Source organism: Streptomyces sp. ITFR-21, from assembly GCF_031844685.1.
Classification (GTDB): Bacteria; Actinomycetota; Actinomycetes; order Streptomycetales; family Streptomycetaceae; genus Actinacidiphila.
Map to the genome: position 1 here is coordinate 2,859,472 of NZ_CP134605.1, position 24,320 is coordinate 2,883,791.

A 24,320-nucleotide genomic window follows, 5' to 3' on the forward strand; every position below is an offset into this window, starting at 1 on the left:
CCGATAAGACGGGAACCCTCAGCTCCGCGCATGTCGTGGGCGGTGCGGTGATGGATTCCCGACCGTCGCCACGACTCCCGGCCACCAGCGGCCGCCCACCCCTACTGCGGCGGCACGAGTTCTGCGGGAGCGCCACGTGCCAGGCCGACTCACCCAACTCGCCCCCTTGCCGACCCCTCGACCCAAGCAGCCAACAGGCCAGGCCGCTGAACAAGCCTCTAGTGTTCCGTGCTTGAAGTCTATTTGCGTTTGATCTTGTTGAGGATCTGGTCGGCAGATTTGGTCCAGGTGAACGGCTCGCAGCGGGTGTTGTAGCCGTCGATGAAGGCGCGGATGGCGGCCTTGAGGTCGGGGACGGATTCGAAGGTGCCGCGTCGTATGGCCTGGCGGGTGATGATCCCGAAGAAGATTTCGACCATGTTCAGCCATGAGCAGGAGGTGGGGGTGAAGTGCAGGGTCACACGGGGGTTCTTCGCCAGCCACGCCTGCACGTTGGGGTGCTTGTGGGTGGCGTAATTGTCGACGACGACGTGGAGTTTCACCCGGGGGTGGGCCCTGGCGACCTGCTTGAGGAAGGCCAGGAACTCCTTGTTGGTGTGCCGTTCGAAGCAGGCGTCCGCGCTGATCTTTCCGGTGGCGACTTCCAGGGCGGCGAACAGCGACGTGGTGCCGTTGCGCTTGTAGTCGTACGTCTGCCGCCTTGGCAGCCCCGGCCGCAGCGGCAGGATCGGGGCAGTACGGTCCAGGGCCTGGATCTGCGTCTTCTCGTCCACGCAGACCACCACGGCCTTCTCCGGCGGCGCCAGATACAGGCCCACTACGTCGCGGATCTTCGATTCCAGCTCCGGATCGGTGGAGAACTTGAAGGTCTCCACACGGTGCGGCTGGATGCCCCACTTCCGCCAGACCTTGGCCACAGCGGAGAACGACAGGCCCAACTCCCTGCCCAAAAGCCGCGACGACCAGTGCGTCACACCCAGATAGGCCGGCGGCCGGCCGTCCGCGGCCACCGTCGCCACCAGCACCGCCACCTCGTCCACCGTCCCCGGCCGCCCCGGACGCGGCAGATCCCCCAGCGACTCGACCCCCGAAGCCCCGTACCGGTCACGCCACTTCAACACCGTCGGACGCGAGGTCCCCAGCCGGGCGGCAATGTCCGTGTTGGACACGCCCTCCGAAGCCAGCAGCAAGATCCGCGCCCGCTGCACCAACCCTGCCGGGGCCGTCGACATCCGCGTCAACGCCTCCAGGCGCGACCGGTCACCCTCGCGAAGCTGCAACGCAGTGGCCAGATACACAGCCTCATTATCCCAACCCTCCAGACGTAAAGCTATTTCAAACACAGAACACTAGGTCTCGAAGGGACGGAGCCGGGCACAAGCTCAAGTGGCCGTCCTCGCGCTCACGCATCGCTCACGCACGACCCCCGGCGTGGCTGTGCCCCGGCCGTCTTCCGAGAGCCGGGGCACCAAACCCACAGGTCAGAAGCGTCTAACGACACCCGACCCCGTAGGCCGTGTGGGACTCGAACCCACAACCAATGGATTAAAAGTCCACTGCTCTGCCAATTGAGCTAACGGCCCGCACACCGCAGCATAGCCGGGATCGTGGGGCGGGTCGGCGTCGTATCGGGGGGCGGCGAGTCGCCGTGGGAAGGGCGGGGGGTTGCGGGTTGGCATCGGGGCCGGAGAGGCCGGGGGTGCGCGTCTCCCTTGGGGAGGGGGACGGGGCAGGGACGCTCCCGGGAGTCGCTTCCGAGGACCCCGGCGCACCCCGGGTGCACACGGAAGCCGACAGCGGCGACCGCCCCCGGCCGCTAAGGCGCCCCGCACGCCCCGCTCCGCGAAGGACCCACTCCCGACGCCAGCGCAGCCAGCGCCCCCGCGCCCCGAAGCCGACGCACCCCGGGATAGCGCTCGGCGTTCAGCCACCCCGGCCGCACCGGCACCCAAGAGCCCGCACACCCCAAAGCGGGGGCGCCCAGCACCGCACCCGCGCCCCGAGGCCAGGGCGCCCCAACCGCCCCCCAGTCCGGGGTGCCCGAACACACCCCCGCGCCCCCGAAGCCGAGGCGCCCAGCACCGCCCCCCGCGCCCCCGAAGCCGGGGGCACCCCCGCCTCCCGCCCCCCAAAAGGGCTCAGGTGCCGCCGGTCCCGGTCAGCTGATGCGGGAGTACTGCTTCCAGCCGGTCTTCGTGTACAGGGTGCCCGCTGCCAGGCCGCCCTTGCCGTTGGCGTTGAGGAGGAAGACGCCGCCGCCGGGGGTGCGGCCGAGGATGTCCTGGCGGCCGTCGTTGTCCATGTCGCCGGCGGCGACGAGGTCGCGGTAGCCGTTGAAGCCGGTGCCGATCTTGGTGCGGACCGCGTAGCCGCCCTTGCCGTTGCCGCGGAGGAGCCAGAGGGTCCCGGCGGGGTCGCGGGCGACGATGTCGGCGACGCCGTCGCCGGAGAGGTCGCCGCGGCCGGTGAGGAGGTCGTACGCGTTCCAGCCGGACCCGATGGCGACCCGGGGCGCCAGCCCGCCCCTGCCGTCGCCCTTGAAGAGCCACAGGTTGCCGGAGGTGTCGCGGGCGAGCAGGTCGGGGAAGCCGTCGCCGGAGAAGTCGACGCTGGCGAAGAGCGAGGTGTAGCGGTCGAAGCCGTTGCCGAGCCAGGTCTTGGCCGCGGTGTCGAGGTCGTAGCCGTGGGTGCCGGGGTAGCGGTAGAGGGCGCCGCCGGGCGTGCGGGCCAGGAGGTCGCCGTAGGCGTCGCCGTCCAGATCGCCCGCCTGGGTCAGCCAGTCGTAGTGGACGTCGAAGTACTCGGTGTCGCCGCCGGGGTAGTCGCTGTCGGTGCCCGTCAACCGCCCGCTCGGGTCGATGAACTGCCAGGAGACATACGCGGTGTTCGGGTACGGCTCGGGCAGTTGGGTGACGACGGAGCCGTTGCCGCCGTTGACGTACTGCGGCACGAACACGTCCCGGCTCCACGCCAGCATCTGCCCACGGTACGCGGTCACGTTGACGTAGACGCGGACCCCGCTCGCGGCCACGCAGCCGGTCGCGCCGGTGGCGGAGAGGCCGATGAGCTTGCCGCCGGCCAGCAGGGCGCCGCCGGCGTCGCCGACGCACTGCTGCGCGGGGTCGGGCGCCGCCGTGCCGGACTTCGGCAGGGTGCAGAAGGTGCCGGCGGCCTGGGGGTGTCCTAGGTACGCGCCGCAGGTGGCGGGCGACAGGATCGACACCTGCTCCTTGTGGGCGACCCGCCGGCCGTCCGGATCGCCCTGCCCGGCCCAGGAGTAGAAGGTCGCGCCGGCCCCCGCCGCGTACAGCTTCGCGTCGGCGGTGGTCGCCAGGTCGGGGTGACCGGAACCGGTGGTGTAGCTCACCGGCGGGTTGTCGGCCCTGGCCACCGCGAAGGCTCCGGTCCGGGTGGCCGTGTCGTACTGCGGGGCGACGCGGTAGGTGGGATTCGTCGTACTAGAGTCGGGCGTCCCGCCGTGGTACCCCTGCGCCCAGTCGGCGGACGTGCGGCCGGTGAAGCAGTCCGGGCCGGTCAGTTCACGCACCCGGTTCAACTCGACGGCGCTGCACAGGCGTTCGGTGCCCTTGGCCGGGTTGTACGTGCCGTACCCCACCAGCCAGGACGGGAAGTCCGGCGTCGCGGCCCGCGCGGTCGGCGCGCCGGCCGCCAGTGCCGCGCCGGCCAGCAGTGCCAGCGTCGTGATGAGTGCGGCCGGTGACCGCCGTCCCCGTCGTGCCGCCCCAAGCGCGCGCATTCCACTCCCCCTCGGCGCCCCCGGAAACGGAAGGCGTGCGTCCGAAAACCGCCTGGTCAGTCCCCTGCGACCGGGCGGACGAGGCACTGTAGCAGCCGGGAAAGCCGGGGCTCCGGGGTCGCGTCACGCGTGACCCCGGAGCCTCGGCTCCGTTCAGCCGCCCTTCACCGCACGGCGGTCAGCCGTTGCGCTTCCAGCGCGGCTTGCGGTCGGTGGTGGCGGGGGCGGCGGTGCTGTTGTTGTCGCGGGTGTACGAGGAGGTGGGACGGTCCCGGTCGCCGTACGAGGGACGGCGGTCGCGGTCGCCGAAGGACGGGCGGCTGTCGCGGCGGTCGCGGTTGAACGGACGGTCGTCACCGCGGTTGCCGTACGCGGGACGGGTGTCACGCCGGTCCCGGTCGCCGTACGAGGACGCGGCCGGACGGCGGTCGTCCCGGTTGTACGAGGAGGACGCCGACTGGCGGTCGTCGCGGTTGTACGAGGAGGACGCCGACTGGCGGTCGTCGCGGTTGTACGAGGAGGACGCCGGACGGCGGTCGTCGCGGTTGTACGCCGGGCGGGCGTCGCGCCGGTCGTCGCGGTTGTACGAGGTGGCGGCGGGCCGGCGGTCGTCCCTGTTGTACGCGGGGCGGGCGTCGCGGCTGTCGCGGCCGTTGTCGCGCCGGTCGTCACGGCTGTAGCCGTCACGGCTGTCACCGCGGCTGTCCCGGCTGTACGAGGGGGACGCCGGACGGCGGTCGTCGCGGTGGTACGCCGGCCGCGTCTCGCGCCGGTCGTCGCGGCCGTCACCGCGGTTGTCCCGGCTGTCGCTGCGGCTGTCCCGGCTGTCGCGGCCGTACGGGCGGTCGTCGCGGCGGCGCTCGAAGTTGCCCCGGTCGTCGCGGCGTTCACGGTCGCGGTCCCGGTCGTCGCGCTGTTCCATCCGCGGCTCGGGAACGAACGCCGCTGCCTCGGCGGCCAGTTCCGCGGCCTTGGCGGCGACGGCGACCTCCGGGTCCTCGCCGCGCTCACGGGCCGAACGGGCGGTCAACCGGTCGGCTTCCTCGCGGAGTTCGGCCGCACGGCGCTGGAGGCGCTCCAACTGGCGGGTGAGTTCAGCGACTTCGCGCTCGGCCTGGACGGCGGCGTTCTGCAGCGCGTCGGCCTGCACATCGGTCAGCGAACGGGCGCCGGTGATCCGGGCCACGTCCTCGTCGAACACCCCGGCGCCGCCGATGATGTGGCGGGAGGCGTCGACGCCCGCGTCCTCCATCAGCCGGAAGATCTGCTTGCGCTGGTGCGGCAGCGCCAGGGAGACGACCGTGCCGGACTCGCCGGCCCGCGCCGTGCGGCCGGAGCGGTGCAGGTAGTCCTTGTGGTCGGCGGCCGGGTCGACGTTCAGGACCAAGCCGATGCCGTCGACGTGGATGCCGCGGGCGGCGACGTCGGTGGCGACCAGCACGTTGACCCGGCCCGCCTTGAAGTCCTCAAGGGTGCGGGTGCGGGCGCCCTGGGTCATACCGCCGTGCAGCGCGTCGGCCCGGACCCCGGACTCGATGAGCTGTTCGGCGACCCGGTCGGCGCCCATCTGGGTGCGGACGAAGATGATGGTGCGGCCCTTGCGGGCGGCGATGGCCGCGGTGACCGGGGCCTTGTCCTTGGGCTTCACGATGAGCACGTGGTGGCTCATGGTGGTGACCGCGCCCTGGGCGGCGTCCACCTCGTGGGTGACCGGCTTGACCAGGTAGCGCCGGACCAGGCTGTCGATCTCGTTCTCCAGCGTGGCGGAGAACAGCAGCCGCTGGCCGCCGGCCGGGATGAGGTCGAGGATCTCGGTGACCTCGGGCAGGAAGCCCATGTCGGCCATCTGGTCGGCCTCGTCCAGGACCGCGATCTGCACCTGGTCCAGGGCGGCGGCGCCGCGGTTGATCAGGTCGCGCAGCCGGCCGGGGGTGGCGACCAGCACGTCCACACCCCGTTCGAGGGCGTAGATCTGGTTCTGCATGGAGGTGCCGCCGCAGACGACCTTCATCTTCAGGCCGAGCACGTCGCCGTACGGCTGGAGCGCGTCGGCCACCTGCATGGCCAGTTCGCGGGTCGGGGTGAGGATGACGCCGCGGGGACGCTTGCGCTCGGTGTGGCCGCCGGACAGCAGCGTCAGCAGCGGCAGGCCGAAGGCGAGGGTCTTGCCGGAGCCGGTACGGCCGCGGCCCAGGATGTCCCGGCCGGCGAGCGCGTCCGGGATGGTGGCGGCCTGGATCGGGAAGGGGGTGACCACGCCGTTCTGGACCAGCTTGCGGACGATGCCGTCGGCGAGGCCGAGGTCGCCGAAGGTGATGCCGGCCGGTTCGGCCGGTTCGGCCGGTTCGTCCGGCTCGCCGGCGGCGGGGGTCTCGGACACCTCGGACGGCCGGGGCGCGGTGGGCGCCCCGGTGGTGTCCGCGGCGGCGCCCGGGGCCGGCTCGGCCTCGGGGATGAGAAGTGCGGTGGCGTCGGCTGCGTTCTCGGGCATGACGGAACGGTCGGCACTGTCAAGGGACATGCGGAAGCAAAACCTCTCGGAGACTTACGGCACGTGCCAGCTCCGCGGGTTGCTTACAACCGCCTCTATGCGGTCAGCCAGGGGAGATTAGGAACGCGCCTCGGGGCGCGGATAGGTCAGGCGCCAGGACACAGGGGAAGTCGGATCAAACGATCTACCAGCATACGCATAGGTCGTCGGTTTCGCCAATCGCCTCCGAAGGGCGGCTCTGCCGAGCGGTACGGTCCGGGGCCGGCGGGGGCCTCTGGGGCGGAAGGGACGGTGGCGGGACGGCTACTCGGCGGGGGAGGCCGGGGTGCGGCCGGGAACGGTTGCGCACGGCCGGGGGCCCGGGGGCGGCGGCGGTACGGTCGCGGGCCGGCGGTCGCGGGCCGGGGCGCCGGTCACGCACCCGGTGTCGGCGGAGCCGGTGAGGCCCGGTCCGGACCCCGGCCGCACCCCCGCCCGCGCCCGGCCTCAGTTCTGGGCGGCGGGCGGCGGGCTGCCGCCGGGGTCCGGGCCGGTGGTCTGGCTCGGCGGGTCGGTGGGGGGCGCGGTGGTCGGGTCGGCGGGCGGCGCGGAGTCGGGCGGCGGGGCCTGGGTGGGCGACTCCTGGGCGGTCGGCTGCGGCACCGTCCCCCCGCCGGCCGGTTCCGGCAGGTCCCGGCCGACGGGCTTGCGCGGCGCCCGCGTGGGGGTGGCGGCCGGGGTGGTGGCGCCCGGGGAGGACGGGCCGGCGGACGCGGTCGGCGACGGCGACATCCCGTTCTTCCCGGCCGGCCGGACCCCCTCCGGCTCCACCCGCCCGCCGCTCGGCCCGTCGGCGACACTGCCCGCACTGGCCGGTACCCGGCGCGGCGCGGGCTCCGGTTCGCTCCCCGCGCTGACGCAGGCGGCGACCCCTGCGGCCACCAGCGTGACGAGTACGGCGGAACGGAACCCTGCGGTACGGGCGCGGGCGCGGTTGCTACGGGTGGTGTCGCCGTTGTGCGGTACGGGCATGTGCGGGGACCTCGCGCGGCTCGGTGGGGGGCTGAGCCCGCACGGGTCGCGGGCGGCCGGTCTCGCGCTGTCCAACGCCGCCGCCTCCCGCCAGGACACGCCCCCGCGCCGAGCGGCCCGCCCGCGCCCCGCGCCGGACCGCGCGGCGCGCCCGCCCGGACCCGCATCACCGCGAAAGGAGCCCCCGGCCGTCCCTCCGGCCGCCCGCACCCCGCACCCCGGACCGCCGCACCGGGCCCCGGGGCGGCCGCCGACCCGGCCGAGCGGCGCCGGCGGCACACCGGCCACCAGCCACCAGCCACCAGCCACCAGCCACCAGCCACCAGCCCGGGAGCGTACGCCCGCCCGCCTCACCCGTAGCCGAGCGCGTGCAGCCGTTCGTCGTCGATGCCGAAGTGGTGGGCGATCTCGTGGACGACGGTGATCTCCGTCTCGGCGACGGCCTCCTGCCGGGTGGCGCACATCCGCAGGGTGGGGCCGCGGTAGACGGTGATCCGGTCCGGCAGCACCCCGGCGTACCACTCACCGCGCTCGGTCAGCGGCGTCCCCTCGTACAGTCCGAGCAGGTCGGGCGTGCCGGGCGGCGGCTCGTCCTCGACGAAGACGGCCACGTTGTCCATCAGGCGGGTCAGGTCGGTGGGGATCCGGTCCAGCGCCTCGCCGACCAGTTCCTCGAACTCCTCGCGGGTCATCTCCAGCACTCCCCCATTGTCCCGGCCCGGCCGCTCCGCGCCCCCTCCCCGGCGCCGCGAAACCGTTTTGGCGATCACCCGACCGATCCCCTATGCTGCTCACCGTCCCCGAAGTGCGCCGACGGCGCCCACGGACGGCCATCTCGCCCTCATCGTCTAGTGGCCCAGGACGCCGCCCTTTCAAGGCGGTAGCACGGGTTCGAATCCCGTTGGGGGTACCACAGCGTCCGCGGCGCCGAGCCGCCCCGCAGCCGGTCCGCGCCGGGCACGGCCCGCCCCGCGCCTCAGGACCCGCCGAAGCGTTCGGCCGTCCCGCGGGACCGCCCGGTTCCGCCGCCCCCGGCAGGCGCCCCGCGCCCGTGTCGTGCCCCGCCGCACAGGCCACCCGGGCCCCCGGCCTCCCACGGCGCCGCCCGCCCCCGACCTCCGACCCGCCTCCCGACCCCGCCGAGGCGGGTGTGGCTGCGCTGGCCGGTGGGGCGGAAGGGGCGACATGTTGCCGCAGTGCCGGCGCAACAATCGGTGACCATGCTGGTGTTGCTCACGGAACGTGCTCCGACCGGCAGGTGTCCGGAACAGGGGGCAACCGGCGCATTGGAGGGGTGGGGCCGGGGTAGATCCGTGTGGCTGGGATGGAGCTCTGGGACCAAGATTGTCGTGCCCCTGCCATGATTGCGCGGTGCGGGCGGGAATGACCGGTTCCGGTGTTCCGAGGGCGGCGGCTGCCGTGGCGGAGGACTGGGAGAGCGATGACACGCATGCGGGTGATCCGACGAACGAGGGGTGCCGCCGTCGCGCTGGCGCTGGCCATGGCCGCGGTGGCGTGCTCCGGCGGCGGTGGCGGCCACGGGAAGATCGCCGACGGCGAGAGTGCCACCGCGTCCGCCGGCCCGGTGAAGAAGGGCGGGACGGTCACCATCGCCGCGGTGTCCGCGACGCCCGACTTCATCTTCCCGCTGGTCCCGGCGACCAACCAGAACGGCTACAACGTCAACCTCACCCAAGGGCTGTGGCCGTTCCTGGTGTACGCGGGGGACGGCGCCGAGTCGGTGGTGAACAAGGACAAGAGCCTGTTCACCTCGCTGGACTACACCAACGGCGACAAGCGGCTGACCATCCACCTCAAGTCCTGGAACTGGTCCGACGGACAGCCGGTCACCAGCCGGGACTTCACCTTCGTCTACAACCTGCTGAAGGCGAACGCCACCAACTGGGCGGCGCACCTGCCGGGGCTCTTCCCCGAGGACGTCGCGAAGGTGACCACGCCCGACGCGCACACGGTGGTGCTGGACCTCACCACGGCGTACAACCCGGACTTTTACACCGACGACGTGCTCAGCACCATTCCGCTGCTGCCCCAGCACGCCTGGGACAAGACCTCGGCCGCCGGGCCGGTCGGCGACCACGACACGACCACCGCGGGCGCGAAGGCGGTGTACGCCTTCCTGCAGCAACAGGGCGCCAAGATCAGCGGGTTCGCCTCCAATCCGCTGTGGCAGGTGGTCGACGGGCCCTGGAAGCTGTCGGAGTTCCGGAGCAACGGCTACTACAGCTACGTGCCCAACACCGCGTACTCCGGTCCGGCGAAACCGGCCCTCGACAAGCTCGTCGTGGCACCGTTCACCACCGACACCCCGGAGATCAACGCCCTGCGCTCCGGCAGTTCGCTCGATGTCGCCGGTCTGCCGCTGAACGACATCAAGCAGGCGGAGGCGCTGCGCTCCAGCGGGTACTCGATCGCCAGCGTGCCCATCCCCGGCGTGGCCGAGATCGTGCCGAACCTGTACAACGCCGCCCTCGGACCGGTGCTGCGCCAGCTCTACGTCCGCCAGGCGCTGCAGTACCTGATCAACCGGCCGCAGATCGTCTCCAAGGTCTACAACGGCTACGCGGACCCGGGCAACGGCCCGGTACCGGTCAAGGCCACCGAGACGTGGGCGACGCCGCTGGAGAAGGCGGGCGGCCCGTACCCGTACGCGCCGGACAAGGCGAAGTCCCTTCTGCGGAGCCACGGCTGGAAGGTGACGCCGGGCGGTACGACGACGTGCCAGAGCCCGGGGACCGGCGCCGGGCGGTGCGGCGCGGGGATCAAGGCCGGCCAGCCGCTGACCTTCCAGCTGCTCTACTCCTCCGGCCGGGCCACCACCGACGAGCAGAACGCCGCCATCAAGTCCTCCGAAGCCCAGGCCGGGATCACCGTCAACCTCAAGGCGGAGCCGTTCAACACGCTGATCAGCACGCTGGGCACCTGCACCGCCACGTCCCACCCGGCGGCCACCTGCGGCTGGCAGCTGGCGAGTTTCGGCTACGAGCCGTACCCGCTCTACCCGAACGGTGCCGGGTTCTTCGACACCGGCGGCTCCGGCAACCTCGGCGGCTACTCCGACCCGACGATGGACCGGCTGGTCAAGGCCACCGAGTACGGCTCCTCGCACGAGGCGTTCGCCGCCTACGAGGACTACGCGGCTCGCCAACTGCCCTGGCTTTGGGTGCCGTTGCGCAGCAGCATCCTGGTCTACCGGACGAAGCTGCAAGGCGTCGTGCCGCTCAACCCGTTCTCCGGCGGCCTCAACTTCGAGGACTGGTACTACACCTCATGACGAGCACCCGGTGACGGCCTACCTCCTGCGGCGGACCGGCCAGGCGATCGTGGTGGTGCTCGGCGTCATGATCGTGACGTTCGCGCTGATCCACCTGGAACCGGGCAGCGCCGCGCGGGCCACGCTCGGCACCAAGGCCAACTCCGAGCGGATCGCGGTCTTCAACGCCGCCAACGGCCTCAACCGGCCGTTGGCGGCGCAGTTCGCCACCTTCGTGAAGCAGGCGGCCGAGGGCGACTTCGGCACGTCGTACTCGCTGCACCAGCCGGTGTCCACGCTGCTCGCCCAGCGGCTGCCGCGCGACGCCGTGCTGCTCGGGCTGTCCACCGCGGTGGCGCTCGCGGTCGCCCTGCCGATGGGCGTCTACCAGGCGGTACGGCGGGGGCGGGCCGCGGACCACGTGCTGACCGTCGTGTCCTTCGTGCTGTACTCGATGCCGGACTTCTTCTTCGCGCTGCTGCTGGTGGCACTCTTCTCGGTGCAGCTCCACCTGCTGCCCTCCCAGGCGCCGCAGGCCGAGTCGGTGGCCGGCATCCTGGCCGACCCGCGCGCCCTGGTGCTGCCGGTGGTCACGCTGTCCCTGGTCAGCGTGGCCGGCTTCAGCCGGTACATGCGGGCCTCGGCGATCACCACCCTCGCCCAGGACTACGTGCTGGTGGCCGCGGCCAAGGGGCTGTCCGGCCGGCAGGTGCTGCGGCGGCACGTGCTGCGCAACTCCCTGCTGCCGGTGATCACCGTGCTCGGGCTGTCCGCGCCGGGCATCGTCAGCGGCGCGGTGATCGCCGAGTCGGTGTTCAACTACCCGGGGATGGGGCTGCTGTTCTACCAGGCCGCCACCAGCAAAGACTATCCGGTGCTGCTCGGCTCGACGCTGGTGGTCGGCGTGGCCACCGTCGCCGGCAGCCTGCTCGCCGACATCGCCTACAGCCTCCTCGACCCACGGATCCGCTATGACCGCGCCTGACCCCGGCCCGGTCACGTCCGGCCCGTCCGGGCGGCCGGGACCGCACGGACCGGCCGCCGGGCCCCCCGTGCCGCCCGGTCCGCCCGCTCCCGGCCGCCCGCCGGAAGCCGCCCGCCCACCCGAGACCACCGGTCCACCCGAGACCACCGGTCCACCCGAAACCACCGGTCCACCCGAAACCCCCCGCCCGCCGGAAGCCGGCCGGCTCGCCTCCGGGCGGGCCTCCGGCCGGCTGCCGGCCGCCGCGTTCCTGCGCAACCGCCGGGCGCTGGTCGGGATGGGCATCGTCGCGGCGGTCGCCGCGTTCTGCTTCGTCGGACCGCTGCTGTACCGGACCGACCAGGTCACCGTGCACCTGGACCTCGGCGAACTGCCGCCCGGCGGCGGCCACCCGCTCGGCACCGACGCCTCCGGGTACGACGTGCTGGGGCGGCTGATGACCGGCGGGCGGTCCTCCCTCGAACTCGGCCTCGCGGTGGCCCTCGCCACGACCGTCGTCGGCACCCTCTACGGCGCTTTCGCGGGCTACGTCGGAGGCATCGTCGACGCGGTCATGATGCGGGCCGTCGACACCTTCCTCGCCATCCCCGGCCTGGTGCTGCTGCTGATCCTGGTCAGCATGTTCACCCCGTCGCTGTGGCTGATCGTGGTGCTGCTGTCGCTGCTGTCCTGGCTCACCGCGGCCCGCCTGGTCAGAGGCGAGGTGCTGACGCTGCGGACCCGGGAGTACGTCCAGGCGGCGCGGATGATGGGCGGCACCGGGCGGCTCGTCGTGGTGCGGCACCTGGTGCCGAACGCGGCCGGCGTCATCATCGTCAGCGCCACCTTCACCGTCGCCGACGCGATCCTCACCCTGTCCACGCTCAGCTTCCTCGGCCTCGGCCTGCCGCCCCCGCACGCCGACTGGGGCACCATGCTCTCCAAGGGCCTGGACTACCTGTACGACGGCTACTGGTGGCTGGTGTACCCGCCCGCGGTGATCCTGATCGTCACCGTCGTGGCCTTCAACCTGATCGGCGACGCCGTCAACGACGCGCTGGACGTCCGCCTGCAACGCCGGTGACCGCACCCCGGCCCGCCCCCGTGCCGGGGCGGGCCGGCGGGCGCGGCGCGGGCGAGGAAGCCGAGGAGCGGCATGCCCGACCTGCTTGAGGTGCACCACCTCACCACCCGCGTCAGGACCGGCCGCGGCGTCGTACGGGCGGTGGACGACGTGTCGTTCACACTGGCGGCCGGCGAGACGCTGGGCCTGGTCGGCGAGTCCGGCAGCGGCAAGTCGATGACCGGGCTGTCGCTCATGGGACTGCTGCCGCCCGGCGGCACGCTGCTGGCGGGCTCGTCGGTGCGGCTGGACGGGCGCGAGCTGGTCGGGCTGCCGGAGCGGGAGCTGCGGCAGGTGCGCGGCAACGACATCGCCATGGTCTTCCAGGACCCGATGACCTCCCTGGACCCCACCAAGACCATCGGCCACCAGGTCGCGGAGCCCGCCCTGCTGCACCAGGGCCGCACCCGCGCCCAGGCGGCCGAGCGGGCCGCCGAGGTGCTCGGCCTGGTCGGCCTGCCGCACCCCCGCGAGCGGCTGAAGGACTACCCGCACCAGCTGTCCGGGGGCCTGCGGCAGCGGGTGCTGATCGCCATGGCGCTCGTCAACGAGCCCCGGGTGCTGATCGCCGACGAACCCACCACCGCCCTGGACGTCACCATCCAGGCGCAGATCCTCGCCCTGCTCGCCGACCTGCGCGCCCGGCTGGGCATGGCGATGATCCTCATCACGCACGACATGGGCGTCACGGCGGGCCACGCCGACCGCGTCAACGTCATGTACGCCGGCCGGATCGCCGAGAGCACCGGCACCGACCGGCTCTTCGGCGGCATGCGGCACCCGTACACCCAGAGCCTGCTGGCGTCCGTGCCCCAGCTGGCCCAGGACCCGGCGCGGCAGCTGCCCACCATCCCGGGGCTGCCGCCGGACCTCGTCGCCCCGCCGGCCGGCTGCCGGTTCGCCGCCCGCTGCTCGTACGCAACCGAGCGGTGCCGGACCGAGGAGCCGGAGCTGACCGGTCCGCCCGAACACCGGTACGCCTGCTGGCACCCGACCGACGGGCCGCTGCCTCGCGGCGCCACCGCCGCCGTACCGCGCCCGGCCGCCGAGCCGGAGCCGGTGCCGAGCGGGCCGCTGCTGGAAGCGCGCGGCCTGGTGCGGGAGTTCCCGGTCCGCGGCGGCCGACTGCCCGGCCGCGGCAGAGCGGTCGTGCACGCCGTCTCCGACGTGTCCTTCACCCTCGGCCACGGCGAGACCTTCGGCCTGGTCGGCGAGTCCGGCTGCGGCAAGACCACCCTCGGCCGGCTGCTGGTCGGCCTGGACCGGCCGGACTCCGGCACGGTCGCGCTGGACGGCACCGACCTCGGCGTCCTGCGCGGCCGGGAGCTGCGCCGACGCCGCCGCGACCTCCAGATGGTCTTCCAGGACCCGTTCTCCTCGCTGGACCCCCGGATGCGGGTCGGCGGCATCCTGCGCGAACCGCTGCGGATCCAGGGCATCGGCACCCCCCGCGAGCAGAAGGCCCGCGTCGCCGAGCTGCTCACCGAGGTCGGCCTGCCCGAACGCGGCGCGGAGCTGTTCCCGCACGAGTTCTCCGGCGGCCAGCGGCAGCGCGTGGGCCTGGCCCGCGCCCTGGCCCTCACCCCGAAACTGATCGTCGCCGACGAGCCGGTCTCCGCGCTGGACGTGTCGGTACGGGCCCAGGTGCTCAACCTCATGAAGCGGCTGCAGGCGTCGCACCGGCTGTCGTACGTCGTCATCTCGCACGACCTCGCCGTGGTCCGCTACATCGCCGACCGGATCGGGGTGATGTACCTGGGCCGGCTGGTCGAGGTCGGCAGCGCCGACGACATCCACCTGCGGGCCGCGCACCCGTACACCAGCGGCCTGTTGAGGGCGGTGCCGGTCCCGGACCCGGCGGCGGAGCGGGCCAAGGCCGGCACCGGGGTCAGCGGCGAGCTGCCCAGCCCGGCGGCCCCGCCCTCCGGCTGCCGCTTCCGCACCCGCTGCCCGCTGGCCCGCGAGCGCTGCGCCGAGGAGGTGCCGGCGCTGCGCTCCTTCGGCCCCGGCCACACCGCGGCGTGCCACTTCCCGCTCCAGCGGCCGCTGCCCGACCCGCCGCGGCCGCCCGCCCGGGGCTGACCGGCCCTCCGGGGCTGACCGGCCCGACCGGCCCTCCGGCGGCCCGGCCGGGAAGGCGGCCCGGCGGAGGCGGGTACGGAAAGCGGGCGGTCCGTCCGCGCGCCGCGCCCCGGCCGCACCACCCCGGCCGCGCCGACGCGGCGCCTACGCGGGGGTCAGCTCCGCCAGCAGCTGGGTGCGGTCGTCGGTGGCGGCGGCGTCGTCGGGCGCGGCGAGCAGCAGGGCGTCGCAGGGGGACTGGAGGCGGTCGTGGCCGGCGGCGGCGTCTCTTCGGACTGCTTGCCCGGACAACCATCGAGCGGGGGCCTGCCCGGCGGGGAAAGCGGGGGCCCGGCCTGGGGCCGGGACCAGGGCCGGGGGCAGGGCCGGGGGCAGACCGGACAGCCGAGGGTGGGGGGGCCGACGGCGAAGGCCGGTGGATCGGACAGCGACGCGCCCCGCGCTCCCGGGTGGGGGAGCCGGGGGCTGAGCCGCCACCCGGCGCAGACCCACCCCCAGGCCCCGGGCGCCCCGCGCCCACTGCGCCGCAGGCGACCGTACGGCCGGGCGCCACCGTATCCGCGCCGAAAGCCCCGGGCGGCCGGCCGACAGGCCAGATCTCGGCCCGCAGAGACCCGCTCCGGGCGCCCCGCGCCCGCAGGCGCCGCAGGCGACCGCGCCGCGTGCCGCGGCGAAAGCTGCGGGAGGGCCGACTAGGCTGGAAACGCCTCATGTCCGATAAAACCGCTGAAACCGCCCACGCAGCCGTCCCGCCGGTCGTCCCGGCCCGGCGGCGGACCGTGCCGTGGGCGGCTGCGGTCTGCGCGGCGTTCTCGCTGGTCCAGCTGGTGCTGGTGGTTCCCGGCAGCGGGCTGGGCTGGGACGAGACCGTCTACACCAGCCAGGTGAGCGGCTCGGTGCCGGCTGCCTTCTTCAGCGCGCCGCGGGCCCGCGGCGTCTCCTTCCTCGCGGCGCCGGTCGCCGAGTGGACGGCTTCCACGGCGGCCCTGCGGGTGTGGCTGGCGGTGCTGTCGGGCGCGGGGCTGTATCTCGCCTTGCGGGCCTGGCGGTCGCTGCTGCCGCCGCCCGTACTCGCGCTGGCGGGCGGGCTGTTCGGCACGCTGTGGGTCAGCCTCTACTACGGACCGCAGGTGATGCCCAACCTGTGGAGCGCGTACGGGGGGTTGGCGGCCGTCGGCTGCTTCCTGCGGGCGGCCCGGGACCGTACCGACCGGTCCGCGCCGCTCGGGCTGGCACTCGCCGTCACGGTCACCGGGCTGATGCGACCGCCGGACGCCGTCTGGCTGGTGCTGCCGCTGGGCGTCCTCTCCGCGGCCGTCCCGGGCGCGCGCCGCCCGCTGGTGTGGGCCGCGCTCGCCACCGGGGCGGTACTCGGCTGCGGGGAGTGGGTCGTCGAGGCGTACGTCCGCTACGGCGGCCTCGCCGAGCGGCTTCACCGCGCGAGCGCCATCCAGGGCGGCACCGGCTGGAACTTCGCCGTCGACGACCAGATCAGAGCGCTCGACGGCCGCACCCTGTGCCGCCCCTGCGACATCCCCTGGCACCATCGTGCCACCTCCGCCTGGTGGTTCGCCCTCCCCGTCCTCGCCGCCGGCGGCCTCCTCGCGACGGGCGACCGGCCCCCGCCGCACGGAGGCCGCGGGCGGCCGGGCCAAGGGTCGCTTCCACAGCGGCGGTTCGGCCTCCGGCGGCAGGCCGCCGGCGACACGCCCGCCGCCCGCGACCGGCCCGGGACACCGGACCACCGTCCGCCGGGCCGTACCCCCTTGCCGCAACAGGGCCGCTCCGGGGGGTGGTTCGGTCCGCCGCGGACCGGGGCCGGGGACGTGGAGGGCGCCGGGGCGGCGGCCCGGGAGCAGGGGCGGGAGCGGGAGCGGGACCGAGGGCGGGGGCGGGAGCGGGAGCGGGACCGAGGGCGGGGGCGGGAGCGGGACCGAGGGCGGGGCGTGGGGCCGGCTGCCGTGCTGGTGGCGTCCTCGCTGGCCGTGCCGTACCTGTTCCTGATCGGCTACGCGGCACCGCGCTTCCTGCTGCCGAGCTACGCGCTGCTGGCGCCGCCCGTCGCCTCCTGCCTGTGGGCGCTGCTCACCGCCCGTGCCGGGCTGGCGCGCCCGCTGCTGACCACGGTGGTGGCTGCCGCGCTCTGCGGTCACGTCGCGATCCAGCTGAGCACCGCGCTGACCGACGTCCGCGCCAACCGCGCCATGCGCGGCGCCTACGACGCCGTTGCCACCCGCCTGCACACCGCGGGCCTCCGCCCGCCGTGCGTGCTGAGCGGGGACCACGCCGTGCCCGTGGCCTTTTACACCGGCTGCGCCTCCCGGCAGGTCGGCGGCCCGGACGGCAGCATCACCCCGGCCGGTCTGGCCGCGGCCGCCCGCACCGGCGCGGTCGCCGTCCTCGTGCCCCGCCACGGCCGGCCGCCGGCGTACGCGCGCGCCTGGCGTGTCGTGCCGCTTCCGGACTCCGCCGCCTTCCCCGGCTACCACGGCTATGTGGCACCGCCGCCGCGCGGCCGACCCGGTCCGTAGCGGAGCCACCGCTTCCGGCCGGCGCCGGAACCCCGCCGCGGCCACGGCCGGTCCGCGGCACCCACCGGACCCCACTACGCTCGGACACGGGTCGCGGGGGACCTCAACCGCCCCTGTTCTGAGGAGAGTTCATGGCCTTCAAGCGCATCGTCATCAAGCTCAGCGGACGCGCCATCGCCGGGCAGGACGAGTACGGGTTCAGCGCGGACGCCCTGCACCACCTGGCGTCGGAGGTCGTCGCCGTGCGGAAGCTCGGCATCGAGGTCGCGATCGTGGTCGGCGGCGGCAACGTCTTCCGCGGCAACCGCTCGGAGACCTGGGGCATCGACCGGGTCGAGGCGGACAACATCGGCATGATGGGCACCGTCATCAACAGCCTTCTGCTGCGCGGCAAACTGACCGCCCTCGGCCAGGAGAACGTCCGGGTGATGACCGCCGTGCCGATCGACGCGGTGGCCGAGCGGTACATCCGGCTACGCGCGATGCACCACCTGGAGAAGGGCGCGGTGGTCATCCTCGCCAGCGGCAACGGCCAGCCCTTCCTCACCACCGACTACCCGAGCGTCCAACGGGCCCTGGAAATCGGCGCCGACGGGATACTCGTGGCCAAGCACGGCGTCGACGGCGTCTACGACAGCGACCCCCGCACCAACCCCGGCGCCCGCCGTTACGAGCAACTCACCTACCAGGACGTGCTGGAGCACGAGCTGCGCGTGATGGACCAGTCGGCCTTCATCCTCGCCCGGGACCACGCCATGCCGCTGCACGTCTTCGACATCGAGAAGCCCGGACTGATGGCGGCCATCTGCGGGGGCGAGCACCACGGCACGGTGATCAACCAGTACGTGGAGCAGTCCGTCTACGCGTGAGGCACCGCGGGCGGCGGCCGGCGTCGTACGACCGGGGTCCGTATCCGCGGGCCCGTATCCGCGGACCGGCGTCCCAGGGGCCGGGCCCCCGGGACCGCACCTCGGGGGGCGCGCACCGGGACCCGCGCCCTGGGGACCCGCGTCCGAGAACCCCGCGCCCCGGCACCCGCACGCATGCGCGGGTCCACCGCCCCGGAACCCCGCGCCCCAAGCCGCGTCCGAGAGTCGGCAAACCGGCAAGCTGGCGAGCCGCCTCCCGACCCCCGCCTCAGGGTGCCCGACCGCGCCCCGCGCCCGCACCCCTTGCCCGCCCGCGGGCCCGCCCGGCCCACCCCGCCGCCGGCCCACCGCGCCCGGCGCTTCCGCGCAGCGGACCCCCGTGTTGGACAGAACTTCGCGAGAGCGCTCCCAGAGCGGCCGGCCGGTGCCATGAGCGGCTTCCCCCGAGGCGCGGCACGCGGGAGATCCCCACTGGTCCAGACCTATTGACACCACACGGGCCGGTCTGCCGTCATGTCTGGTGGCCGGCCAGCTCCCCCTCGCCCCCAACGAGCTTTCCGACCTGGGCATATACCCTCCACCACCTGTCGAACGGCTGCAGCCTTCTCCCCCTGGCCGTGCCAGCGCGCCCACCATCCGCACAGGGGAGCGCTCTCCTGCCGCAGAGGCAGGTGGCCAACCGAAAGAATTCGGTCATGACGCGACGGCCGGACCGGCCCGGGGCCCGCGAGCCCCGGGCCGGTCCGGCGGCACCGGCCGGTGCCGGGCTAGACCGGTGCGCCGTCGGTGGAGCGGGTGAAGGCGGCCCGGTACGCGCTCGGGGTGAGGCCGGTACGCCGGGACAGGTGCTGCCGCAGCGAGTCGGTGGTGGCAAGGCCGCTGCGCCGGGCCACCTGGTCCATGGACAGGTCGGTGCTCTCCAGTAACTCCTGCGCCCGGTTGAGGCGTTGGTGCAGCAGCCACTGCAACGGGCTGAGGCCGGTCTCCGCGTGGAATCTGCGGGTCAGGGTGCGGACGCTGCTGCGGGCGTGTTCGGCCAGCGCTGCCCGGGTGAGCGGTTCGTGCAGCCGCTCCAGCGCCCAGGCACGGGTGCCGGCGAGCGAGGTACCCGTCTCGGGCGGCAGCGGCGTCTCGATGAACTGGGCCTGCCCGCCCGGCCGTACGGGCGCCGCCACCACATGGCGGGCGGCGGCGTTGGCCGCGGTGGCCCCGTAGTCGAGCCGGATCAGGTGCAGGCACAGGTCTATGCCGGCCGACATTCCGGCCGAGGTCAGCACGTTGCCGTCCTGGACGTACAGCACGTCGGGCCGCAGCCGCACCGCGGGGAAGCGGCGGCGGAACTCCTCGGACTTGGCCCAGTACGTCGTCGCGTCCCGCCCGTCGAGCAGTCCTGCCTGGGCGAGCACGAAGGCACCGGTGCAGATCGAGGCGATCCGCCGGCCCGCCTGCGCCGCCCGCCGCAGTGCCGCGAGGACGCGCGGGTCGGTCTCCTCCCGGGCGCCGGTGCCGGTGACGATCACGGTGTCGGCGTCCTCCACGGCCTCCAACCCGTGTTGGACGCCGACTTGGAGACTGCCGTCGGTGAGCAGCGGTCCGGGCCGGGCCGCGCAGACCCGTACCTCGTATCCGGGGCGGCCGACCACCTCCAGTTGTCCGAGGACGAGTTCGGGAATGGAAAGATCGAAGGTGTTGGCCGGTGGGACGGCGACGACGGCGACCCGGTGGGCGGCGGATTCGGACCGAACGGTCCGTCCCGTCCGTACCTCTGACATCACGGGCATGGCCCGAACCTCCAGATGTTTGGCATCTGGGCCACTACCCTACCCGGCCGCCGCGCGCACAGAGTAGTCAGTGTGTCACCGGGAGCATTGCCCGGCGGCCCAACGCACCTCCGCAATCAGGGAGTACGCATGTCCTTTCACGTCATCGTCGGCGCCGGGGCCACTGGATCGGTTACCGCCCGCCTGCTGGCCGAGGCCGGTGAGCGGGTCCGGCTGGTCAGCCGACGCGGCGACGGACCGCCCCATCCGCAGATCGAACGGATCTCCGCCGACGGCAACGACACCGCCCGGCTCACCGAACTCACCGAGGGCGCCACCACACTGTTCAACTGCGCGATGCCGCCCTACTACCGCTGGCCCGCCGAATGGCCGCCGCTGGCCGCCGCCTTGCTGACCGCCGCGACCCGCACCGGCACCGACTACGTCATGCTCGGCAACATCTACGGCTACGGGGAGGTCGACGGCCCCATCACCGAGGACCTGCCGCTGGCGCCGGTCTCGGAGAAGGGGAGGGTGCGCGCCGCGATGTGGCACGACGCCCAAGCCGCCTACGCGGCCGGCCGGGTGCGGGTCACCGAGGTCCGCGCCAGCGACTTCCTCGGCGCCGGAGCCACCTCCCTGTACGCGGGGATGACGGCGCCGATGGTGCTGGCCGGCGAGTCGGCCCCCTACCCAGGCGACCTCGACGCCCCGCACAGCTGGAGCCACATCGGCGACGTGGCCCGCACACTGGTGGCCGCCGCGGGCAACGACGACTCCTGGGGCCGGGCCTGGCACGTACCGTCGGTCTCGGACGGCTCGGTACGCGAGGTGTCGGCCCGGCTGGCCGCCGCCGCCGCGGCACCGGCCCCGCGACTGCGCCGGATGCCGCCGGCCGAGCTCCAGGAGCTCGGCCGCACCAGGCCCGGCCTGGCCGAGGTCACCGAGATGCTCTACCTGTACGACCGCCCCCTGTACCTAGACAGTTCGGCGACCGAGAAGTCCCTGGACCTGCAAGCCGCCCCACTGGACACGGCGCTGTCCGAGATGGTCACCGAGTGGTGGGCCACGCGCTGAGCCCGGCAGGGCCGCGCCGGGCAGGCGCCTCCCGCAGGGCCCGTGTCCCCTGTCACGCGGCTGCCGTACCCTGGCCGTATGGGCGGGAACACGGCTGGTCGGATGGGAGTCGTCACCGCGCTGGTGCGTTCCTCGTTCCTGGTGAACGCCGTGTACGCGGAAGCGGCCAGGGAGTACGGGATCACGCCGCAGCAGGGGCAGTTGCTGTGCGTGCTGATGGTCCACCCCTACGGGATGAGCGAACTCGGCGCCACCCTGGGCCTGGCGAAGTCGAGCCTGACCGGCCTGGTGGACCGGACCGCGCAGCGCGGCCTGGTCCACCGGGTGCCGGACCCGCTCGACGGGCGGGCGCAGCGTGTCGCGCTCACCGCGACGGGTGGTGAACTCGTCGGAAGGTTCTACGCGGAGACCTGCCGGCGGATCGACGAGCTGCCGGCCGGTCTGAGCGCGTCCGACCGCGACCACCTGGCCGGCCTGCTCGGCCAGGTGGTGCTGGACAACAAGGTGCCGGTGGTGTTCGGCGAGGCGGACGGGCCCCGCGCGAGGTAGCGGGCCGGGTTCCCGGGTCAGCCGGTGCCGAACAGCTCGACGAACCGGCCGATGAACAGGTCCGCGCCCTTGTACCGGGCGACCGCCTCGGCCGGCAGCAGCGACGGCCCGTCGGGCGTGGGCACCTGGCCGACGCCGCCGTTGGGGCCGAGCGGGAGCAGCATGGAGGGGACGGGCGACGGCTGGTAGACCGCGGCGGGTTCCTCGCCCCGCAGTTGGGCGAGGATGTTGGCCGCCACCACCTCGGCGTGCCGCATCGCGTACCCGGCCATCTTGGCCTCGGCGAGGTCGGTGACGTCGCCGAGCGCGTAGATCCGCGGGTGGCCCTCGACGTTGAGCGTCCCGGTCACCCGGATCCGGCCCTGCGGGGTGCGGGTGGTGACCTTGCCGTCGGCGAGGTAGTCGCCGTTGGTGCGCACGCCATGGCAGCGGAACCAGATGTCGGCGGTGATCGTGCCGTCTGAGGCGGCGCCGGTGCCGACGGGGCCCTCGGTGTCGAGGGTGAAGGTCCGGGCCACGCCCGGCCCGGTCGGCGGTTGTTCGGCGAGGCTGGTTCCCAGGCGCAGGTCGATGCCCAACTCGTTCAGCTGGCGGTGCAGTTCGGCGCGCAACGCGGCCGTGAAGGCGGGCACGAGCCGCTCTGCGGGATCGACCACGGTCACCCGCTTGTCCGGCCACACCGCCTTGATCTCGCCGGCCAGTTCCAGCCCCACCGGCCCGGCCCCGACGATCAGTACCCGTGCGGCGCCCGCCAGTTCCCCGTGGGTGGCGCGCAGCCGCGCCAGCGCCTCGGCCGCGGAGTCGGTGTCCGTCTTGGCCGGGTACGGGTAGTCCGACCCGGATGCCAGCACCAGGTAGTCGGCCGCGATCCGCTCCCCCGACCCCAGCGTCACCCCTGCCGGGTCCACCGCGACGGCCCGCTCCCGCACCACCCGTCCGCGCCGCAGCAGCCGGTCGTACGGGAAGAAGATGTTCGCCGCCCAGTCCGGCCGCACCAGCGCGCGCAGCGTCCCCGCGGAGTGCACGAACGCGTCCCTGGGCTCGACCAGGACGACGTCCGCCTCCCCGTCCAGCGCCTTGGCGACGGCGGCGCCGCCGTACCCCCCACCGATGACCACGACGGTACGACCCATGGCTGTCCCCGATTCCGTGTCCTGGCGATGTAGTTCGCCCTGCGAACAATATTAGTTCGGATGACGAACTACAACCCGGCGGGTGTCCGCCGGTCGCCTCTCCGGCGCGGGCCGGCCGCCCGCCGCGGCGGTCCCGGACCGGCGCGCCCGGCGACCCGGCCGCGGGCCGTACCGCCGCCCGGCCCGCGCACCGGCTACCGTGGCGGCCGAGCGTGCCGCCGTCCCACAGGAGCGAAGATGACGACCTTGCAGGAAGCCGTAGCCATCGGGCGGGAACAGCACTATCTGGCCGTGGTCTCCACCCTGCGCGCCGACCACACCATCCAGAACTCCCTGGTCAACGCCGGGATGCTGCCCCACCCGCAGACCGGTGAACCGGTGCTCGCCCTGGTCACGTACGGCAGGGTGAAGCTCGCCAACCTGCGCGCCAGGCCGCGGCTCACCGCGACCTTCCGCAGCGGGTGGGAGTGGGCCTCCGTCGAGGGCCCCGCCGAACTCGCCGGCCCCGACGACCCCCGGCCCTGGCTCGAACCGGCCGCGCTGCCCACCCTGTTGCGGGAGATCTACACCGCGGCGGGCGGACAGCACGAGGACTGGGACGAGTACGACCGGGTGATGGCCGAGCAGCGGCGTACGGCCGTGCTGATCGCTCCCGCCCGGATCTACAGCAACTGACCGCGCCCCGCGGTCAAACGGCGGCCGTCGTGATCTGCCCGGCGCCGCTGTCCTGGAGCCACTGCGGCCAGGACAGGTTGTAGTCGGCGTAGCCGTTGCTGCCGGCCGCCTTGCCGCGCGGGGAGCCGGTGATGGTGACGGGGTCGCCCTGCTTCACGAAGTCGTAGAACCACTTGGCGTCGGCCATCGACAAGTGCACGCAGCCGTGCGAGCCGTAGCTGTGGCCGGGGTACGGGTCGCCGGTCGAGTAGTGGATGTACGTGCCCGAGGTGGTCAGGTGCACGTCCCACGGCAGGGTCAGGTCGTAGTAGTCGGGCGAGCCCTTGTCGCAGCTGATGCCGACACTGCACGAGGTCATCCGGACCTTGGCGGCCTTGTCGATGACGGCCATCGTGCCGTCCCAGGAAGGCCATGTCGGGCTGCCCGCGTCGATCGGGAAGGTCTTGATGACCGTCCCGTTGTGCGAGACCTTCAGGGTGTGCGTCTTGGCGTTCACCATGGTCTCGTTGTCGTCGCCGATGGTGAACGAGTGGTGGTAACTGTGCGTGCCGTAGCGGCCGTTGCCGTTCGGCACACCGGTCATGTCGGCGTCGACCGACACCTTCGTGCCGGGCTTCCAGTACGTCTGCGGCCGGAAGTCGACCCGGGTGCTGCTGAACCAGTGCCAGGCTCCGACGGTCGGCTGCGACGTGCTCACCTTCAAATGGTTCTCGATGCCGGCCCGCGCCGAGGCAGCCACCGGGTCGGTGAACACCACCGAGATCGGCATCGCCACCCCCACCGTCGCCCCGGTCAGCGGCGTGATCGTGTCCAGCAGCATGGCCGGCCGCTTGGGCTTCGGCTTCGTCGGCTTCGGACTGGGTGTCGCACCCACCGTCACCGAGGAACTCTTCCCGTCGGCCACCCGCGCCGACGGATCCGCCTTCTTGTCGTTCCCCCCGCACGCGGTGGTGCCGGCCAGCACCGCACCGGCCAACAGTGCGATGCCTATGCTGGTCCTGACCCGACTCATGCGCGTGCTCCACTC

Annotated in this window: 18 protein-coding genes and 2 tRNA genes; 10 read left to right on the top strand and 10 right to left on the bottom strand. The window is 73.5% G+C overall.

The window, feature by feature from the left end:
* Nucleotides 1–239: 239 nt before the first annotated feature.
* The 6 genes from RLT57_RS12470 to RLT57_RS12495 all read right to left on the bottom strand — a co-directional run bounded on the left by RLT57_RS12470 (nt 240) and on the right by RLT57_RS12495 (nt 7,960).
* Nucleotides 240–1,292: an IS630 family transposase gene (locus RLT57_RS12470; protein WP_311300688.1), complete on the bottom strand. Its 1,053-nt coding sequence runs from the start codon at nt 1,290–1,292 to the stop codon at nt 240–242.
* A gap of 218 nt (nt 1,293–1,510) precedes the next feature.
* A tRNA-Lys gene (locus RLT57_RS12475) sits at nt 1,511–1,583 on the bottom strand.
* Between the two features lie 575 nt (nt 1,584–2,158).
* Nucleotides 2,159–3,757, bottom strand: a complete 1,599-nt coding sequence (locus tag RLT57_RS12480; protein ID WP_311297465.1) for an FG-GAP-like repeat-containing protein — start codon at nt 3,755–3,757, stop codon at nt 2,159–2,161.
* Between the two features lie 178 nt (nt 3,758–3,935).
* A complete protein-coding gene (locus RLT57_RS12485; protein WP_311297466.1) occupies nt 3,936–6,278 on the bottom strand; it encodes a DEAD/DEAH box helicase in 2,343 nt (780 codons plus the stop codon).
* Nucleotides 6,279–6,734: 456 nt separating this feature from the next.
* Nucleotides 6,735–7,259, bottom strand: coding sequence for a hypothetical protein (locus RLT57_RS12490; protein ID WP_311297467.1), 525 nt, complete (start codon nt 7,257–7,259; stop codon nt 6,735–6,737).
* Between the two features lie 350 nt (nt 7,260–7,609).
* Nucleotides 7,610–7,960, bottom strand: a complete 351-nt coding sequence (locus RLT57_RS12495; protein ID WP_311297468.1) for a metallopeptidase family protein — start codon at nt 7,958–7,960, stop codon at nt 7,610–7,612.
* Between the two features lie 136 nt (nt 7,961–8,096).
* Here RLT57_RS12495 and RLT57_RS12500 point away from each other — a divergent pair.
* The 5 genes from RLT57_RS12500 to RLT57_RS12520 all read left to right on the top strand — a co-directional run bounded on the left by RLT57_RS12500 (nt 8,097) and on the right by RLT57_RS12520 (nt 14,699).
* A tRNA-Glu gene (locus tag RLT57_RS12500) sits at nt 8,097–8,172 on the top strand.
* 528 nt (nt 8,173–8,700) lie between these two features.
* On the top strand, nt 8,701–10,551 hold the full coding sequence (locus tag RLT57_RS12505) for a peptide ABC transporter substrate-binding protein (RefSeq protein ID WP_311297469.1): 1,851 nt from the start codon (nt 8,701–8,703) through the stop codon (nt 10,549–10,551).
* Between the two features lie 10 nt (nt 10,552–10,561).
* Nucleotides 10,562–11,515: an ABC transporter permease gene (locus tag RLT57_RS12510; RefSeq protein ID WP_311297470.1), complete on the top strand. Its 954-nt coding sequence runs from the start codon at nt 10,562–10,564 to the stop codon at nt 11,513–11,515.
* A gap of 232 nt (nt 11,516–11,747) precedes the next feature.
* Nucleotides 11,748–12,578 carry an ABC transporter permease gene (locus tag RLT57_RS12515; RefSeq protein WP_399129828.1) on the top strand — a complete coding sequence of 277 codons (831 nt, stop codon included), beginning with the start codon at nt 11,748–11,750 and terminating at the stop codon, nt 12,576–12,578.
* A 72-nt stretch (nt 12,579–12,650) separates the two neighbouring features.
* On the top strand, nt 12,651–14,699 hold the full coding sequence (locus RLT57_RS12520) for an ABC transporter ATP-binding protein (RefSeq protein ID WP_311297472.1): 2,049 nt from the start codon (nt 12,651–12,653) through the stop codon (nt 14,697–14,699).
* A gap of 144 nt (nt 14,700–14,843) precedes the next feature.
* Here RLT57_RS12520 and RLT57_RS12525 read toward each other — a convergent pair whose 3' ends face one another.
* Entirely contained in the window at nt 14,844–14,990 is a 147-nt protein-coding gene (locus tag RLT57_RS12525; RefSeq protein ID WP_311297473.1) for a hypothetical protein, read from the bottom strand.
* 419 nt (nt 14,991–15,409) lie between these two features.
* Here RLT57_RS12525 and RLT57_RS12530 point away from each other — a divergent pair, with 419 nt between their 5' ends.
* A complete protein-coding gene (locus RLT57_RS12530) occupies nt 15,410–17,230 on the top strand; it encodes a hypothetical protein (protein ID WP_311297474.1) in 1,821 nt (606 codons plus the stop codon).
* A 131-nt stretch (nt 17,231–17,361) separates the two neighbouring features.
* The gene (gene pyrH, locus RLT57_RS12535; protein WP_311297475.1) at nt 17,362–18,099 is read left to right on the top strand and encodes a UMP kinase; all 738 of its coding nucleotides are present in this window, start codon (nt 17,362–17,364) and stop codon (nt 18,097–18,099) included.
* A gap of 767 nt (nt 18,100–18,866) precedes the next feature.
* Here pyrH and RLT57_RS12540 read toward each other — a convergent pair.
* Nucleotides 18,867–19,880 carry a GlxA family transcriptional regulator gene (locus RLT57_RS12540; protein WP_311297476.1) on the bottom strand — a complete coding sequence of 338 codons (1,014 nt, stop codon included), beginning with the start codon at nt 19,878–19,880 and terminating at the stop codon, nt 18,867–18,869.
* 129 nt (nt 19,881–20,009) lie between these two features.
* Between RLT57_RS12540 and RLT57_RS12545 the strand changes: the two genes are divergently transcribed.
* Nucleotides 20,010–20,936 carry an NAD-dependent epimerase/dehydratase family protein gene (locus tag RLT57_RS12545; protein ID WP_311297477.1) on the top strand — a complete coding sequence of 309 codons (927 nt, stop codon included), beginning with the start codon at nt 20,010–20,012 and terminating at the stop codon, nt 20,934–20,936.
* Nucleotides 20,937–21,038: 102 nt separating this feature from the next.
* Complete coding sequence (locus RLT57_RS12550) at nt 21,039–21,485, top strand: MarR family winged helix-turn-helix transcriptional regulator (RefSeq protein ID WP_311300689.1); 447 nt, start codon at nt 21,039–21,041, stop codon at nt 21,483–21,485.
* 17 nt (nt 21,486–21,502) lie between these two features.
* Here the strand turns inward: RLT57_RS12550 and RLT57_RS12555 are convergent, their stop codons facing one another.
* Nucleotides 21,503–22,618 carry an FAD-dependent oxidoreductase gene (locus tag RLT57_RS12555; RefSeq protein WP_311297479.1) on the bottom strand — a complete coding sequence of 372 codons (1,116 nt, stop codon included), beginning with the start codon at nt 22,616–22,618 and terminating at the stop codon, nt 21,503–21,505.
* Nucleotides 22,619–22,855: 237 nt separating this feature from the next.
* Here RLT57_RS12555 and RLT57_RS12560 point away from each other — a divergent pair, with 237 nt between their 5' ends.
* Nucleotides 22,856–23,293: a TIGR03618 family F420-dependent PPOX class oxidoreductase gene (locus RLT57_RS12560; RefSeq protein WP_311297480.1), complete on the top strand. Its 438-nt coding sequence runs from the start codon at nt 22,856–22,858 to the stop codon at nt 23,291–23,293.
* Nucleotides 23,294–23,306: 13 nt separating this feature from the next.
* Here RLT57_RS12560 and RLT57_RS12565 read toward each other — a convergent pair whose 3' ends face one another.
* Complete coding sequence (locus RLT57_RS12565; RefSeq protein WP_311297481.1) at nt 23,307–24,305, bottom strand: L,D-transpeptidase; 999 nt, start codon at nt 24,303–24,305, stop codon at nt 23,307–23,309.
* Nucleotides 24,306–24,320 lie beyond the last annotated feature (15 nt).